Here is a 17,985-nt window from a genome sequence, read left to right on the forward strand (position 1 = left end):
TATCCTGATTTTTTCGTTTGAAAAGTCAGCCCACCTAGACTCCAAGACGGATCAAAATCGCCATATCCGCGTCAATATCTGGAATTCCACATTGCATAACCTACCAATTTTGAGTAAGTTTGCACATATTTTTAGATAGATTAAATGACAAGTAGAGAAATTCGTCAAGCCTTTTTGGACTTTTTTAAAAGCAAAGGTCATCAGATAGTACCTTCAGCACCAGTAGTTGTAAAAAACGACCCCACATTGATGTTTACCAATGCAGGGATGAACCAATTTAAGGATCTGTTTCTTGGGGAAGCTCCAATTAAATTTCCCCGTGTTGCCGACACACAGCGTTGTCTGCGGGTCTCTGGCAAGCACAATGATTTAGAAGAAGTGGGCATCGATACCTACCATCATACCCTGTTTGAAATGTTGGGCAATTGGAGCTTTGGTGATTATTTTAAAAAGGAGGCTATTGCCTGGGCTTGGGAGCTACTTACAGAAATTTATAAGCTGGATAAAGACCGCTTGTACGTAACTATTTTTGAAGGCGATTCGACTGAGGGCTTGGAGCGCGATAGAGAAGCCTTTGATTTCTGGAAACAATGGATCGCCGAAGACCGTATTTTGCTTGGCAATAAGAAAGACAATTTCTGGGAAATGGGGGAGACTGGTCCTTGTGGTCCGTGCTCGGAAATCCACTTCGATATGCGGAGTGAATCTGAGCGCGCTGCTGTGTCCGGACAAAGTTTGGTCAATGCGGATCATCCTCAGGTGATAGAAATCTGGAACCTCGTTTTTATGCAGTTTAATCGTCTAAAAGATGGATCACTGCAAAGCTTGCCAGCAAAACATGTCGACACAGGAATGGGATTTGAGCGTTTGGTCAGATGCATTCAGGGCAAAACCTCCAATTACGATACAGACGTGTTTACACCGACTATTGATTTTATTTCCCAAAAGGCCGGAGTGAAATATGGTGATGATGAGAAGACGGATATCGCAATGCGCGTCGTATCGGACCATATCCGTGCGGTCAGCTTTGCTATCGCCGATGGACAATTACCTTCCAATAATAAAGCGGGCTATGTCATTCGACGTATTTTGCGTCGTGCTGTACGTTATGCCTATACATTTCTAGGATTTAAAAATCCTTTTATTCATGAACTTGTTCCGGTATTGGCAGCGCAGTTTGCAGGCGTATTCGATGAATTGATCCAGCAACAGGATTTTGTACAAAAAGTCATTCTTGAAGAAGAGGTGTCCTTTTTACGGACCTTGTCTACTGGCGTACAGCGCTTTGAAAATTACGTCGAAGATCACGATGTAATTGACGGCGACTTTGCCTTCGAACTTTATGATACGTATGGTTTTCCCATCGATCTCACCGAGTTACTGGCCCGTGAAAAGGGACTTTCGGTCGACATGGACGGTTTCAATAAGGCCCTTCAGATCCAGAAAGATCGCTCACGTGCTGCGACAGCTATTGATACCGGTGATTGGGTAGTTGTGAATGAGGATGAGGGCTTTGAATTCGTCGGATACGATACATTGACAGCCACCACCGAGATCGTAAAATATCGTAAGGTGGTCACCAAAAACAAAGAGCAGTACCAGCTCGTGCTGTCGGTAAGTCCATTCTATGCGGAGGGCGGTGGACAGGTGGGAGATTCGGGCGAACTGGTTTCCGAAGAGACGGGCGAGAAGATTTATATCACCGATACCAAAAAGGAAAATGGCTTATTTGTCCATTTCGCGAATAAACTTCCACTCGAACTAAAGGGTACCTTTGTGGCTCAGGTAGATAAAAACAAACGCCTGGATACAGAGAATAACCATTCGGCGACACACTTGCTGCATGCGGCATTAAAACAGGTGCTTGGTAGCCATGTGAATCAAAAAGGATCGCTGGTCAACGCCGATATACTTCGTTTTGATATATCCCATTTTGCCAAGATGACTGATGAGGAAATCAAGCAGGTGGAAGATATCGTGAATGCCAAGATCCGTGAAAATATCCCCTTGAAAGAGGAACGTAATGTCCCTTATCAGCAAGCTTTGGACTCGGGCGTGACGGCATTGTTCGGTGAGAAATACGGTGACTTTGTCCGCGTCATTACCTTCGATGACCAGTTTTCGAAGGAGCTCTGCGGCGGTACTCATGTCAAAGCTACAGGGCAGATCGGCTTTTTTAAAATTATCGGCGAATCTGCTGTGGCCGCCGGCGTACGTCGTATTGAAGCCATCACAGGGACAAAATCGGCGGCGGTGATCCGTGAACATTTTGAACTGGTACAGCATCTCAAAGAACTACTGAATAATCCGAAGGATTTTGTCGCTGCACTGGGAAAAGTCCTCGATGAAAATGGTGCCTTGAAAAAAGAAATAGAGAAGAGTATCACAGAAAAATCACTTGCGCTAAAATCTGATCTGGAAGCTAAGATTCAACAGGTGGGGGAGATCAATTTCTTGGCAACAATCGTTGATCTGCCGAATGCTGAAGCCGTTAAAACTCTGGCTTATGCGATAAAAGGCGGTGTTAACAATCTATTTTTGGTGATCGGCGCTGAATTTGACGGTAAGCCCAGCCTGACCGTTGTGATTTCAGATGAGCTCGCAAAAGAGAAAGGACTGAATGCAGGTCATATCGTCCGCGATCTAGCCAAAGATATACAAGGCGGAGGCGGTGGCCAGCCATTTTACGCTACAGCAGGCGGTAAACATGCTGCAGGGCTGAAGATAGCCATCGAACGGGCAAAAGAGTTTATATAAAAAGGAAGAATAGATGAAAAAGGCAATTTATTTAGCACTTGGTGTAGTAGGATTAATGTTTAGTTGCCAGAATAAGGAACAGTTCACCATCGAAGGAAAGATAGAAAATCCAGGCAATATCAAAGTTATCTCCTTGTATGAAGGAGATAACAAGCTGGATTCGATGTTTTTTGGCGACAATAATAAGTTCCAGTTTGTCCGTCCGGCGAGCCAGTCAAGGCTGCTCTCGCTGCGTGTTGGCAAAAATCGCTATGATCTGATCGCCACTCCGGGGGAAACCATTTCGTTTCAGGCAGATTTGCACAAAGATGTCAACGACTATCATATCGAAGGGTCGGAACTGTCCAAAACAATACAGCCATTTGCCAAAGAGCGGAATCGTCGTGACTATATTCAGGATTCGCTTCAAACCGTCTTTTCCAAGCTAACGGCCAATTCAACTGCCGATGAGATTGAAAAGTTGCGCGCAGCATATAAAGCCAAATTTGCGGATGAACTGCGGGCGTATACGGCAAAAGCCGTGGAGTTTTCCAATAAGCACAACGATCTTGCTGGGTTCTATGCCATTTCGACCTTGGACCCTGAGGTCGCAGAAGCAGAAATCATAGCTTATGCCGACAAGATTAAAGATCAATTTACTGAAAACAGGTATGTCAGCCAGTTTAAAGAGGAAACGCAGAAGCTAAAAAAGATGGCCATTGGGCAGCCGGCGCCCGAACTGGTATCGTTTACCCCATCTAACAAGGAGGTCAGGTTATCGAGTTACAAAGGCAAATATACGTTGGTGGATTTCTGGGCCTCATGGTGTATGCCTTGCCGTCAGGAAAATCCTAATCTCGTCAAGCTATATAATACCTATCATAACAAAGGTTTTGATATACTTTCGGTGTCTTTCGATGACAACCCGGGATCATGGATGCGGGCAATCGCAGACGATAAGCTGGATTGGACACATGTATCTGATCTGAAGGCGTGGAGCTCGCCCGTGGTCGTAGAATATCGTGTGAAGGCTTTGCCTACTTCCTATATCCTGGATCCCAACGGTGTTATTATCGCTAAAAATCTACGTGGAGAAGAGCTCGCAGCATTTTTGAAAAAAACAATTAAGTAATCTGTATGTTATTGTTAATTGAAATATTACTTAATAATTTGGTAACATTAGATTAACTAATTATTATCATTTTGTTTATATTTTAGCAAAAAAAATAAGACAAATGAGTTCTTCGAAACAAAAGATTTTAATTGTTGACGACGAGAAGGATATTCTGGATTTAATTGCATTTAATTTAAACCGGGAGGGATATCAGGTCTCTACAGCGCAAAATGGGGAAGAGGCAATACAAGTTGCCAAACAAGTGAACCCGGATCTAATCATCCTGGACGTAATGATGCCCAAGATGGATGGTATCGAAGCTTGTCGCATTATGCGTGCGATGCCTGAGTTTAAAAGTACCTTTATGGTGTTTTTAACCGCAAGAAGCGAAGAATATTCTGAAATTGCCGGTTTCCATGTGGGAGCCGATGATTATATCGCCAAACCGATTAAACCAAGGGCTTTGATGAGTCGTATCAATGCAATTCTGAGACGAAATGCATCGGAAGAATCGGATGCTGCTGCACAGGACAAAATTGAAATAGCGGATCTGGTCATTGATCGGGACTCCTTCCTAGTCTATAAAGGCGAGCAAAAGATTGTACTTGCCAAGAAAGAGTTTGAACTGCTCTATCTGCTGGCATCCAAACCGAACAAGGTTTTTACCCGTGAACAGATCTTAAAGAGTATCTGGGAAGATTCGGTGGTCGTCACCAATCGGACCATTGATGTGCATATCCGAAAACTTCGCGAAAAAATAGGCGATGATTATGTGACTACCGTGAAGGGGGTCGGATATAAGTTTGATAAAGAATAACAAAAGAGGCTAAAGCCTCTTTTTTCGCATAGCCTCAGCTCCTGTTCACCAGAACGTACGACCATGTTATCGCTTGATGACTCCCGCGCTTGTATTCAGTATCACCACAGCAGAGATTCACAACGCACTTGTTAAGAACAGCGCAAATCTTTACTTTTGGTGTATATAGCAAAGTAAAAAAGATCAACATGTCATCTATTCTTATAAAATCCGCGCAGCTTGTCAATGAAGGCAAAGTTGAGGCAGCGGACGTTTACATCAGCAATGGTCGGATTGAAATGATCGCGCAGGAAATCAATCATCCTGCAGATCAAGAAATTAATGCTGAAGGGTTACATCTCTTTCCAGGTTTAATTGATGATCAGGTCCATTTCCGTGAGCCGGGATTGACGCACAAAGCCGACATTTGGCACGAGAGCCGTGCTGCTGTGGCGGGCGGTACAACCTCATTTATGGAAATGCCCAATACGGTACCCAACACGTTGACTCAGGAGCTGCTGCAGGATAAATATGATATCGCGGCAAAAAATGCCCTGGCCAACTACTCTTTTTTTATGGGAGCGGCCAACGATAATCTCGAAGAAGTATTGAAGACTGATCCCAGGACCGTCTGTGGTATCAAGGTATTTATGGGCTCCTCCACAGGAAATATGCTGGTCGACAATGAGAAGGCGCTGGAAGGTATATTCGCAAATGCCCCCACTTTAATTGCCACTCACTGTGAGGACGAAGCAACGATCAAGGCGAACCTTGCTCACTTTAAAGAAAAGTACGGTGAAGATGGCCTGAAAATCGAAATGCACCCGCTGATCCGCTCCGAAGAAGCCTGTTACCTGTCCTCTTCCAAAGCGGTTGCACTCGCCAGGAAGCACCAGACAAGATTGCATATTCTTCATATCTCAACGGCGAAAGAAATTGAGCTGTTCAGAAACGATATCCCACTAAAGGATAAAAAAATTACAGCCGAAGCCTGTATCCATCACCTTTGGTTTTCGGATCAGGATTACGCGTCAAAAGGAAATTTTATCAAATGGAATCCTGCTGTAAAAACAGCTCATGACCGTGACCAGATCCTTAAGGCATTGCTGGATGGTCATATCGACGTGATCGCCACGGATCACGCACCACATACCATTGCCGAAAAAACGCAGGCGTATGCTTCAGCCCCTAGCGGCGGCCCCTTGGTTCAGCATGCATTACAGGCGCTGCTGGATATGGTTAAAGCCGGCAAAATGACTTTAGAACAGCTTGTTCAAAAATCAGCCCATAACACAGCTACATTGTTTCAGATCGAAGACCGCGGATATATCCGGGAGGGCTACTGGGCAGACCTGGTCCTGGTAGACCTAAATAAACCTTATACCGTGTCAAAATCCAATATACTGTCCAAATGTGGCTGGTCGCCATTTGAAGGACATACGTTCAGTTCGACGATCGAGCATACCGTCGTGTCGGGTAAGGTTGCCTTTTCCCATGGAAAGATCATCGAGAAAGGAGCAGGGGAACGTTTATTATTTAACCGATAGATTATTCATCCATGGAGAAAAGAGCCTTTATAAGGTCCCTGGCTTTGGGCGCTTTGTCTATTCCAGTTTTGGGAGCGGGGAATGGAGCTCAGGCTGGAAACCAGCTCGACAGTCATGCGGCTCTGCTGGCCAGAAAGCTGCATTTGGGCGATACCGTTGGTTTAATCACACCTGCGGGCGCACTGGACGATGAGGAATCGATCAGCATCGCGCGCGAAATCTTCGAGGCGCTGGGCTTTAATGTGAAGGAAGGCAAGCATATCCGGAGCCGTTATGGCAACCTAGCGGGTACCGATGAAGAGCGTATTGCGGATATACATGCGATGTTTGGCGATAAAAGCGTTAAAGCTATTGTCTGTATCCGTGGTGGATCCGGTACATCGAGACTGCTTGACCGGCTAGACTATGGGATGATTGCCCGCAATCCAAAGATCTTACTTGGCTATTCTGACATCACGGCGCTGATCCTCGCTTTATATGCAAAAACGGGACTCGTGAGTTTTCATGGTGCCGTGGGAATCAGTACCTGGACGAACAAGCTCGCAGAAGCGTTCAGGGCACAGTTCGTTGCCAATAATCCCGCGTTATTTGAGAATCCAAAGTCAAAAGGTGAAAATATCGTACAGACCAAGGACCGAATTACCACCATCCATCCGGGGACGGTAGACGCTGTATTATTGGGCGGTAACATGACCGTATTGACAGGGCTATGCGGTTCACCCTATCTGCCCGATTTTAAGGATAAAATCCTTTTTATGGAGGAAGTGGATGAAGATATGGAACGTATGGACCGGATGTTCTGCCAACTGAAAAATGCAGGGATACTAAGGGCAATCAAGGGATTTATTTTCGGAAAATGTACCAACTGCAAACCTTCAGGTGGTTATGGTTCGGTGACATTGGATCAGCTCTTTCATGATTATATTGTACCCTTGCGTATCCCGGCGTATGCAGGTGCGATGATCGGACATATTGCCGAGCAATTTATTTTGCCGGTAGGGGCTAAAGTCCGTATGGATGCACGTTTGGGTACCATCACTGTATTGGATCCAGCGTTAACAGATGAACAATGATATTGACAAAAGAAGATTTTATCAACGCCTTTTCTTTATACGAAGAAAAGGCGTTGACACATAGGAGATTTAAGCATCGGGATATCCTGCCCTTAGTGAAAAAGCGTGCGGCGGGCAGACGGTGGATGGTGGATGAGATTGGACGTTCGGTGGAGGATCGTGCTATTTTTCGGCTGAAATATGGCGAAGGGCCGATCAAAGTGCTCCTATGGTCACAGATGCACGGCGACGAACCTACAGCGACGATGGCTCTTTTCGACCTCTTTAATTTTTTTGAGGCTGAGGGGGATGGTTTCGACAGCTGGCGGGAAGAGCTAGCTTCGAAATTGACGCTGTATTGCATTCCCATGCTCAATCCTGACGGGGCTGAACGCTTTCAGCGCAGAACAGCGATGGATGTTGACATGAACAGAGATGCACGTGCGACAGCGACAGTGGAAGCGGCGCTGCTAAAGGAACAGGCCATGACGCTCAGACCTGATTTTGCTTTTAACCTTCACAATCAGAACAACTATTATAATATCCCCGGTACAGGCACTCCAGTGACAATTTCGCTATTGGCCCCTGCCTACGATTACGAACGCAGCATCAATACGGTGCGAGGAGATGCCATGCGTGTTATTGTGGGGATCAATAGGCTCTTGCAGGAACTTATACCGGGAGCTGTCGCCAGATATGACGATGCGCACACCCCGCGCGGTTTTGGCGATAATTTTCAAAAGTGGGGTGCACGCACCATCCTGATCGAATCGGGAGCTTATGCTGGTGATCCGGAGAAGTTGACTGTCCGCAGATGTAATTTCGCAGCACTCTTACACGCGTTCCAGGAAATTGCTGCAGCAACCTATACGCGTTATGATATCGCGGATTATGCCGCCATTCCCTTCAACGACGAAAAGCTACATGACGTCCTGATCCGGAATCTGGAGATCGTGCGCAATGGTAAAACCATGCAGGTAGATGTTGCAATCCGCCAAACGGAAAAGACAGTAGGCACTGATTATTATGTGGATGGCATCATTGAAGATATTGGTGATCTACAGGACTTCTATGGTTATACCGATGTTGATGTGAGGGGCTTGCAATTTATTCCGGCAAAGGTATATACGGAGCGACGATTTTTGCTGAATGAACTGCTGGCAACCATGGCGGTAGAACTCTTAAAAAAAGGATATGCTGCTGTCTTGCTTTCGGATAAGCAAGATATGGGAAGGCTGCATTCGCTCCCCCTACGTTTATTGACGACAGACCATACACTTTTGAAGCATAACCTGATGCTCAATGAGAATGCAGACTTTTTTATCGGTACGGCCGAAGAGATCCGCTTTGCGGTGGTCAATGGTTATTTGATCGATCTTGCCCATCTGGTGGAGCGGCCAATGAAAAATGCGGTGTCCGCTGTTTAAAAGATGTTTTTGTACGGCCTAAGGAAGCGCTGCTGGGCTATATAAATAAACGGTCCTGCCTCAACAAGTAGTGGACAGGACCATTCGTTTACAAGAGTACTTATTGGCTAATAACCCGGATTTTGCTGGTCTTTCAATGTTGGATTGGCATTGATCTCGGACTGTGGGATCGGCAATATATATTTTTCAAAAGATCGGTCTATTTCCTTGGGCCGTGTTTTGATGCTGAGTCCCTGGAAATCGTCATTGTAGGTGATCTTTTTATTGAGACGGATCATATCCCAATAACGATGTCCTTCGCCAAATAATTCTTTGCTTTTTTCGTTAATAATCGCGTCCTTTGTTACTGTTGCAGCTGTATAGGGCAGACGGTTAGGGGAGCGTTTGCTGATGGCATTTAACAGTTCAGCCGCCTTGGCGGGGTCGGCAGCTGTTTTTTTCAATGCAGCTTCAGCCGCAATCAGGTAAACTTCCGAAAGTCTCACGACCTTGATATTGACGGCTGTATTATTCGTGTTTCCTTTGTCTCCAAGCGAATTTAAAGGGAGTGAGCTATTGGTATTTACGCTGCCCAGGTTTTTATAAACTGCCCCCATGCGTGTGGCAGAACTTTCATCGCGTCCCAGGATGCCCCAGCGGATATCCCCGTTATCTTCTTTCATACGATTCAGATAGTAGTCGCTGGCGTAAAACATTCCACCCTGTCCGCCTGTTCTTCGCATCAGGTAATAACCTAAACTAGCTGTTCCTAAATCGGCCTCTCCTTCGTTGATACCCAGTTCGTAAATCGACTCTGTACCGTACATACTAGCCCAGGAACTCGTCCATTTTTCATTTTCATAGAGTTTATAGACCCCACTGGAAATAATTTCATTGGCAGTTGTATAAGCGTTTGCGTAATCCGCCATCGTTAAATATACCCTGCTCTGAATAGCTAGATTAGCATAGTAGTTGATATAACCATTATCAATAGCTTTATTGGTTTGGAGCAATGCCTGCCCAGCCTTCAGGTCCTTTAGGATCTGCGTGTAAACTTGCTCCACGGTGGCCCTGCCAGGCTTCTGGCTGTGAGAGGCTGTATTGACCACGAGCGGGACCCCCTTTGAATTTTTGTCATGAGTATAGGATCTACCATACAGTCGTACCAGATCAAAATAGAATAAAGCCCGGAGGGTCAACAGCTGACCCTGCGCATTCGCATATGCTGCTTTGGATCCTTCAGCTACCTGTTCAATTTTCTCCAGGACATCATTGGTCTGTGCAATACAGTAATAAATCTGTGACCAGAATCCCGAAAAGTTGTTGGTTTCGGCGTCCTGATTGAAAGAATACAGCTGATCAAGTCCCCGTCCCTGTGAGTATACGGTGAGATCCCCACCCTTGACCTCACCGTAGAGCTCAAAGTTCCGGCCATAATAACTGGAAGAAGCCATCAGCCTGCTCAGTCCATTGATTCTGTTTCGGGCATCGCTTGCACTGTTAAGGGGAGTGCCAGCATCGACGGAATTGCCCGGCTGCACATCCAGAAAGTCTTTGCAGCTGCTGAACGATGTCAATAGGGCAGCTGCTATGATCGATATTTTAAATATTTTCATTTTTTTTTAAATTATAAGATTAAAAACCCAGTTCTATACCAAAGGTGTATGTTTTGCCGATTGGTGTTTCCCAGCCACGAGTTGAATATTGGCCGACTTCAGGATCGGCAATCTTATATTTGGACGCTGTCCATAAATTGGTGCCGTTGAAATAGACGCGGGCACTGCTGAATCCAATAGTATGTAAGAACGTCTTAGGCAGCCTGTAGCCAAAATTGATATTCTTTAGTCTGAGGAACGTCGCGTCATGCAGTTGCCTCGAACTGTATTTTTGAGGGTCCGTCAAATCATTGCCATCCAGTTTCGGCAGGGTGCCGGAGGTGTTATTCTCGGTCCACATATGCTCAAAGGCATATGCCGACCGGATCCGTTCCCAGTAGTATCCGTCATCGGCAACGTCTTTAAAGGCACCGTCATAGAGTTTGCCGCCAATTTTGTACACGAAATTGAAGCCCAGACTGAAGTTTTTATATGCGAAATCAGTATTGATACCGCCGCTGACTTTTGGGACTCCATTGCCTATGATCGTATAGTCTGCCTGATTAAAATCATAGGTCGCTTTCCGGCCATTGTACTCGAAAATTCCTTCTCCGGACTGCTCATTGTTTGTATAGTAAACGTTTTTACCATTGGTATGGTCAACACCAGCCCATTCGTAACCATAAAAGGCAAGTGTTGACTGACCTTCTCTATAAATAAATTGCGCGCGGGCATCACCACTTCCTTTCGTGTCATTGCCGACGGAACCGGTTGGGTCATACCAGATGATATCCTGGTGATCATTCAGCTTCTGTACTTTGGAATTCACGAAAGCGGCATTCACATTAGCACTCCATCGGAAATCTTCTTTTTTTATGATATCTCCGGCAAGTTCGATCTCCAGACCTTTGTTGTTGATCTGGCCGACATTTCGTAATACTGTGCTAAACCCAGTAGTCTGTGACGTAGGGACATCCTGCAACAGGTTTTTGGATGTGCGGTTGAAATATTCTACCGAACCTGTGATTCGGTTGTTCAAAAAGCCAAACTCCAGTCCTGCATTGGTTGTATAGGACGTTTCCCAGGTAATATCAGGATCAGGGTTGGAGATCAGGTTACCGCCCGGCTGTCCTTTGTAATTGAAATTATTGAAAGAGACCAAGCGTCTCCAGCCAAAATTGTCAGTAGGTAAGGTTCCATTGACGCCGTAGGACGCCTTTAGCCGCAGCGTGCTGATGGCCTCGTTTTCGCGTAATGCGGGAAGACTTTTAAGACTATAGGCTCCAGAAACTGACCAAAAGTCTCCCCAACGATTTTTGGGACCTAGTTTAGACGATCCATCGCGGCGGTAAGAGGCTGCCAAAAAGTAGGTGTTGTCATAGTTGTATTCCGCCCTGCCCAGAAAAGACATCAGGTTGTAGCCCCAGCTGTAAGCGTTGGCTTCAAACTTGCCAGCGGATGAAATGTAAGGAAGTTCGGCCGAACCGAGCCCGCGGCCCGTCGTACGCATGAAGTCTGTTTTATTTTTTTCAGCCTCAAATCCTGCGAGCAAGTTCAGATTGTGTTTGTCAAACGACTTGTTGTAGTTGACCGTATTTGAACTTACCAGTTTCAGCATATTCGTATTGAATTGATGTACGACGCCGCCATCACTGATGCCATTAAAATGTTTTGCGCTATAGTACAAATAGTCCTTCATGTCTGTATAGTCGTACGAGAATACAGTTTTAGCTGTGAGCTCAGGAAGAATTGTCCAGGTCAGGTTACTGATGACACCCAGTTTGTTTGTCTTGGAGCTGTTGTCCCATTGTTGATCGTAGTAATCCGCGTTATAGGCATAACTTCCATAACGGTCTGTCCATGCCTCTCCGGTTTTATAGTTCGTCGGCCAGTAAAGCGGCCAAAGGAGGTTTCTGGATTGCATGAAATAATTTGTTCCCGTATTTCTGGTATCGTTGAAGCCCTTTTTCTTATTATGACCGATATTGATATTCGCGCCGAACTCAAGATTGTCAACGATTTTTTGCGTTAAGTTGAGACGGCCAGAAATACGTTCGAAATCGTTGACGCGGATTCTGCTTTTGTCAGTGGTATAACCTAGGGAAGAAAAATATTTTGTGGCTTCAGTGCCGCCCGATAGCGATAGGTTGTTGTCCTGATAAATACCGGTACGGAACAATGCTTTATCCCAATCGTAATACCTGCCTTCTCGGTTCTCTATGCCATCCGTCATTCCCAGAATGTGCACATTGCTCATTCTTAAGGGATCGTTGACTTCAAATCGATAACCATGTTTGTTAAATCTGTTATTTAATTGCCCCAATGCATAGACACTGGCTTCGGCGTCAGTATAGTTGACGCCTGTCTCTTTGTTGACGTTAGAGGTGCGGTAGTCATGAAATATCTGATATAACATATTGACCTGATCCTGGGGCGAAGCCGTTTCATAATTGTCTGTAGCCCAGGTTGGCGTAAATCCGATTGAACTTTTGAAGTTGACAGCCGGTTTTCCGGTTTTACCCTTCTTGGTGGTAATTAGAATGACCCCATTGGCGGCTCTGGAGCCATACAAAGAGGAGGCTGCCGCATCTTTGAGCACGGTAATGGTTTCAATATCGTCGGGATTCAGGTTTCCCATAACATTGTTTGAGGTATAGATATAGTCTGCCATCTGGCCTCCCGAGCCGGAGTTTGCCGGCACTCCGTCAATGACGTAAAGCGGTTCATTGGAGGCGTTCATGGAGCCAATTCCACGGATACGGATGCTGGGCGTTGAGCCGGCCTGTCCCGAAGGAGAGGAAACCGTTAAGCCGGCGACTCGTCCGCTTAAGGCACTCTCAAAGGAGGTCGTCGGAACATCATCGATATCTTTAGCTTTTACTGTTGCTGCCGATCCGGTATAAGTGCTTTTCTTGGCTGTACCGTAAGCAACGACCATAACTTCGTCCAGTGCCTGCTCGCCGCCGACGAGCGTGATGCTAATGGTCTTGCGACCATTGACCTGAACTTCCTGCGTCTGGTAACCAACGGCGGAGATACTTAGAGTCGCCTCTGGGCTGGCATGCAGAGTGAATAAACCCCTTTCATTGGTGGATGTCCCCTGGCTGGAGCCCTTGATGTTGACGGTCACTCCGCTGACCGGATTGCCGTTGCCGTCCACTATTTTACCAGCAATCTGAATCTGTTGTGCATGTAAGGACTGCAGAGAGCTGCAGGCTAAGAGACACAACGTTGTGAGCACATGTTGTTTCATAAGAATTTTTGTCTTTTAAAGGCCATACAGAATATCCGCTAGATACCATCGCCTCTGGGCTGTCGGGGAGGATATTCCATAGTCGTATGGAGTAATTAATTTAGTTTGTTAATATGTTGGTGCTTTTGCCCGTTGCCTTCAGCGGGCTAATGCAAATTCAGTACAATGTTTTCTTTAAGATAAAAGCATTGCACTGAATTTAAGGTTATTTTCTTACAATTCCAATTCCGGGCCGATCCGCCAGAATACACCGGCCGTCGACCACGCTCATACCGTTATAGATGTCATTGTCAATCAGTAATGCTCCGTCCAGATCCGCCCAATCCGTCAATGGAGCAAGCTGCGCTGCGGCGCTGATGGCACAGGAGGTTTCCGTCATGCAGCCGATCATTACCTTCATATCGAGGGAACGGGCCAGTTCAGCCATGCGTTTTGCTTCCCGCATACCAGTACATTTCATCAACTTAATATTGATCCCGCTATAAACACCTTTTAATGCCGGCACATCAATGAGCCGCTGGCATCCCTCGTCTGCAATGGTCGGTATGGGGCTGTGTTCGGTGAGCCAGGCGTTGTCATCGATTTGTTCCTTGGGCATCGGCTGCTCTAAAAACACGACATTCCGTTCGGCGAGCCACTGTGCCATTTCAAGAGCTTCCTCCCGTGTTTTCCAGCCTTGGTTGACATCGGCACAGAGTGGCCGGTCGGTCACCTGGCGGATCGTATCGATAATCATCTTGTCCGTATCGAGGCCTAATTTTACTTTCAGAATTTTAAATTGGTCCGCTTCAGCCACCTTTTTCCGAATCATGTCTTCGCTGTCGATGCCGATGGTATAGGAGGTGGGTGGGATCAGCTCTGGGTTCAATCCCCATATTTTATAAAAAGGCTGCCCCATAATCTTGCCGAGCACATCGTGCAAAGCAATGTCAATAGCTGCTTTCGCGGCAGTATTCTTCGCCGCCACCCGGTCGACGTAATGGAGGATTTCTTCCGTTTGAAAAGGCGAACCAAATGCCGAAAGGTCGATCTGGTTTAAAAAGGAGATCACACTTTCCTGAGATTCGCCAAGATAAGGAGGCATGCTCGCTTCACCGTAACCGATAATACCGTCATATTCGAGCTCCGTCAGAACGACAGGCGTGGTGCTCCGGCTATAGGAAGCAACGGTAAATACATGCCGCAAACTGAGCGTGTATGGGCGAAACCTTAACTTGAAGGCACCGAAGTCCTTGCTGATCCATTCAGATTGATTGCTCATCATCATTTATTTCTTAGTGTAATAATTGCTTTCGGCGATTTTTTGAATGGCACTGTCCTGTACGCCTAGGTAACGGCGGGCTGCCACAACGGTGCGGGTCTGGAAGTCATCATAGTCCGGAGCGTCTTTTAACATGCTGTTGATGCGGACCAATCCGGCTGCGTGGATGAAGGTACCGTTGCCAATATACAACGCAACGTGAGTCACACGCGCATTGGGATTACTGTTTTTACCTGCTGCAAAGAAAAGTAAGTCTGCTGGTTTAAGGTTTTTAAGTGCTTTTTCCGGGTCGAAATGCCCTTCACTATCGAGAATATCGATCTGCTGGCCTGCCAGGACCTGCTGTGAGGCATCCCGGGGAATCACAAAACCGTTCATAAAGAAGCTGGTTTTGGTAAACCCGCTACAATCGACGCCTTTGACTGAGGTGCCACCCCACAGATAGGGTAGGCCAAGCATGGACTTGGCACTGGCAATGATATTCTCCGCCGTCGGATTACGGGAATCCAGCCAGCTCTTTAAGGTCAGGCTTTCTGATTTCCGGATATATCCTTTGCGGCCGTCAGGGTAAGCAACCGCATAAAAATTGCCTTTTTGTCCAGTAAGCTTTAATATATCGCCATATACCAGGTCAGATACTCGCTGACTCTTTTCATTGGGTTCGGAGTATGACCGGCCAAACTCTGTTGTGTAGATTACTTTCTCTGCCTGTCTCCAGCTTGCGATTTCTGTTTCGTCCATGGCAGCGATCGATGAACTTGGCACCCAAGCAATGTAGCCGTCCGGTGTACGAACACGGTACTCGCCACCTTTTTTCTGTAAGAGATCCACCTGGGTACCGAGTAGGACCTGACTGGTCAGCTCGGCGGCATTGTCCGGAAAAGTGCGCATATTGGCCACCGAAAGCCGGATAACACCTGCGGTTTTGCCCTCTACACTGGCATCTGGTAACAATTTGACCTGGATATGAGCCGGTATGTCTTTCGCTTTCTGCTCAAGGACAAATTGGGCATCCTTTTCTGTGGTCTCCAAGATATACTGATTCTGCGGAATATCTGCGTGTTGAATAGCGACAATTTTTGTTCGGCGGTCGGGGGCAAATTCACGTTTTACGTTTTCTTGCAGCTCTTTGATTTTGAAATAAGTCGTCGAATCTACTTGCTGTGCATGGCCATGACTCGCGCCAATAAGGCTTGCACATGCTAAAATCGCGAATTTTAGTGTGTTTCTCATGCTGATTAGTTTGTTCCTAAAGATAGATTAATTCATAATATAAATCAATGTTAATTGTCGATTTTTAAGTGATTTGGTTGTGAGGTTGCTAAAAAACGAATTTTTAGGTCTAATTTTAATTAATTTGTCTATTTGCTAAAACCATTTTGTATTATTGTCTATCCGCTGTGGATTGTCCTATCCGTACTGTAGTATACGCGATGCGCCCGGGTGCTGTCGTGATCAGGGTACGATGCGGCAAAGCCAGGTAAGCTTATAGGTCAAGCTTGCTAAAAAAATATAAATAAGTAATAATAACGTAGATATGAATTCGAGACGTAATTTTATAAAGCAGGGGCTTTTCGCTGCCACGGCTATGGGCGCCCTGCAGGCGTTTGATGCAAAGGGGATAACAGTCGCTACGGAACGTAAGGTGAAAAATTATCCGATCGTTATATCCACCTGGGACTTTGGGATAGCTGCCAACAAAGCTGCCTGGGAAGTACTGTCAAAAGGAGGGAAAGCGCTTGATGCGGTCGAGCAGGGCGTCCGTGTACCCGAAGCCGACTTAAAGAATATGACCGTTGGCAAAGGCGGTTATCCGGATCGGGATGGACATGTGACTTTGGATGCATGCATTATGGACGCGGATGGTAATTGTGGTGCTGTGGCAGGCCTGGAGAACATCGGGCACCCGATATCGGTTGCCCGGCTGGTGATGGAAAAAACGCCACATGTGATGCTGGTAGGCGACGGAGCTTTGCAGTTTGCCCTGGAAAACGGTTTTGAAGAAGAGAATCTTTTGACCCCTGAAGGAGAAAAAGCCTGGAAGGAGTGGCTGAAAGAAAAAAAATACAAACCAGTCGTCAATATTGAGAACAAGTCATTCGCTGCTGAACGGCTGCCGGGCAACCAATATAACCACGACACCATCGGTATGCTAGCCCTGGATGCTAATGGAAATATCGCCGGAGCTTGTACAACCAGTGGTATGGCATTTAAAATGCATGGCCGGGTAGGCGATAGTCCGATTATTGGTGCAGGGCTCTATGTGGATAATGAAGTTGGGGGAGCGACATCTACCGGCGTGGGGGAGGAGGTCATTCGCAATGTGGGCAGTTTTCTGGTGGTGGAGTTGATGCGTCAGGGCTACTCGCCTGAAGATGCCTGTAAAGAAGCCGTCATGCGTATCGTCAAGAAGAAACCCGCCATAGCCAAAGAAATACAGGTAGGGTTTCTGGCGATCAATAAAAAAGGGGAATATGGTGCCTATGCCTTGCAACAGGGATTCTCTTATGCCGTATGCGATGGTAAACAGCAGGACTTGTTGATTAAAGGCAAACATTATTATAAATAATCAGCCGGACGATTGATCGCAACATCATAAAAACAGAGGATAATCGAAGTTTGGATATCTTTCTATAAATTTGTCTCATTACTCAATACTAATAAAATATGAAAGCAACATTTGGAGGCGGATGTTTCTGGTGTACTGAAGTGATTTTCCAGCATACCGAAGGAGTCACATCGGTATTGCCGGGATATATGGGGGGACATGTGGACAACCCTACTTACGAGCAGGTATGCACTGGTACTACAGACCATGTTGAAGTTGTTGAACTCGAATACGATGAAGACCTGGTAAACTACGAGGATCTGCTGAAAATTTTTTTCAGGACACATAATCCTACGACGTTAAACCGTCAGGGCAACGACGTAGGGACGCAGTACCGTTCGGTGGTATTCTATCATGACGAAGAACAGAAAATACTGGCCAAAAATTTCATTGACGAGCTAGAGAACGAGGGAATATACGATGATCCTATTGTGACAGCAGTGGAGCCGGCATCTACCTTCTGGCTGGCTGAAGACTATCACCATAATTATTTCAATGATCACCCCGAAAATCCGTTCTGTTCGGTGGTCATTGCACCGAAACTTCAGAAATTTCTCAAAGAATTTAAATCATAAAAAAAGGTGCAGTCCACGGTTGGACTGCACCTTTTTTATTAC

At 46.1% G+C, this 17,985-nt stretch carries 12 protein-coding genes; 8 read left to right on the forward strand and 4 right to left on the reverse strand.

What is annotated here, in order from left to right; genetic code table 11:
* The first annotated feature begins 144 nt into the window (after nucleotides 1-144).
* From alaS to FGL37_RS14795, 6 genes are all read left to right on the forward strand, one after another.
* A complete protein-coding gene (gene alaS, locus FGL37_RS14770) occupies nucleotides 145-2,757 on the forward strand; it encodes an alanine--tRNA ligase (protein ID WP_028069850.1) in 2,613 nt (870 codons plus the stop codon).
* Between the two features lie 13 nt (nucleotides 2,758-2,770).
* Nucleotides 2,771-3,868, forward strand: coding sequence for a TlpA disulfide reductase family protein (locus FGL37_RS14775; protein ID WP_028069851.1), 1,098 nt, complete (start codon nucleotides 2,771-2,773; stop codon nucleotides 3,866-3,868).
* A gap of 103 nt (nucleotides 3,869-3,971) precedes the next feature.
* Nucleotides 3,972-4,667 carry a response regulator transcription factor gene (locus FGL37_RS14780; protein WP_028069852.1) on the forward strand — a complete coding sequence of 232 codons (696 nt, stop codon included), beginning with the start codon at nucleotides 3,972-3,974 and terminating at the stop codon, nucleotides 4,665-4,667.
* Between the two features lie 188 nt (nucleotides 4,668-4,855).
* Nucleotides 4,856-6,193, forward strand: a complete 1,338-nt coding sequence (locus FGL37_RS14785) for a dihydroorotase (RefSeq protein ID WP_028069853.1) — start codon at nucleotides 4,856-4,858, stop codon at nucleotides 6,191-6,193.
* 11 nt (nucleotides 6,194-6,204) lie between these two features.
* Nucleotides 6,205-7,266: a S66 peptidase family protein gene (locus FGL37_RS14790; RefSeq protein WP_028069854.1), complete on the forward strand. Its 1,062-nt coding sequence runs from the start codon at nucleotides 6,205-6,207 to the stop codon at nucleotides 7,264-7,266.
* Entirely contained in the window at nucleotides 7,263-8,672 is a 1,410-nt protein-coding gene (locus FGL37_RS14795; RefSeq protein WP_081817860.1) for a M14 family zinc carboxypeptidase, read from the forward strand. Before FGL37_RS14790 ends, FGL37_RS14795 begins: the two co-directional genes overlap by 4 nt.
* Nucleotides 8,673-8,779: 107 nt before the next feature.
* Here FGL37_RS14795 and FGL37_RS14800 read toward each other — a convergent pair whose 3' ends face one another.
* The 4 genes from FGL37_RS14800 to FGL37_RS14815 form a co-directional block, all read right to left on the reverse strand.
* Nucleotides 8,780-10,267 carry a RagB/SusD family nutrient uptake outer membrane protein gene (locus FGL37_RS14800; RefSeq protein ID WP_037533176.1) on the reverse strand — a complete coding sequence of 496 codons (1,488 nt, stop codon included), beginning with the start codon at nucleotides 10,265-10,267 and terminating at the stop codon, nucleotides 8,780-8,782.
* A 19-nt stretch (nucleotides 10,268-10,286) separates the two neighbouring features.
* Nucleotides 10,287-13,499 (reverse strand): SusC/RagA family TonB-linked outer membrane protein, encoded by a 3,213-nt coding sequence (locus FGL37_RS14805; RefSeq protein ID WP_028069856.1) that lies wholly within the window; start codon nucleotides 13,497-13,499, stop codon nucleotides 10,287-10,289.
* 205 nt (nucleotides 13,500-13,704) lie between these two features.
* Nucleotides 13,705-14,766 (reverse strand): dipeptide epimerase, encoded by a 1,062-nt coding sequence (locus tag FGL37_RS14810; RefSeq protein WP_051606838.1) that lies wholly within the window; start codon nucleotides 14,764-14,766, stop codon nucleotides 13,705-13,707.
* On the reverse strand, nucleotides 14,767-15,993 hold the full coding sequence (locus tag FGL37_RS14815; RefSeq protein ID WP_028069857.1) for a C40 family peptidase: 1,227 nt from the start codon (nucleotides 15,991-15,993) through the stop codon (nucleotides 14,767-14,769).
* A gap of 304 nt (nucleotides 15,994-16,297) precedes the next feature.
* On the opposite strand from FGL37_RS14815, the gene FGL37_RS14820 reads away from it, so the two are divergent.
* Both FGL37_RS14820 and msrA read left to right on the forward strand, forming a co-directional pair.
* On the forward strand, nucleotides 16,298-17,329 hold the full coding sequence (locus tag FGL37_RS14820; protein WP_028069858.1) for a glycosylasparaginase: 1,032 nt from the start codon (nucleotides 16,298-16,300) through the stop codon (nucleotides 17,327-17,329).
* Nucleotides 17,330-17,427: 98 nt separating this feature from the next.
* A complete protein-coding gene (gene msrA, locus FGL37_RS14825; RefSeq protein ID WP_028069859.1) occupies nucleotides 17,428-17,943 on the forward strand; it encodes a peptide-methionine (S)-S-oxide reductase MsrA in 516 nt (171 codons plus the stop codon).
* Nucleotides 17,944-17,985: the final 42 nt, after the last annotated feature.

The organism is Sphingobacterium thalpophilum (assembly GCF_901482695.1).
Taxonomy (GTDB): Bacteria; Bacteroidota; Bacteroidia; order Sphingobacteriales; family Sphingobacteriaceae; genus Sphingobacterium; species Sphingobacterium thalpophilum.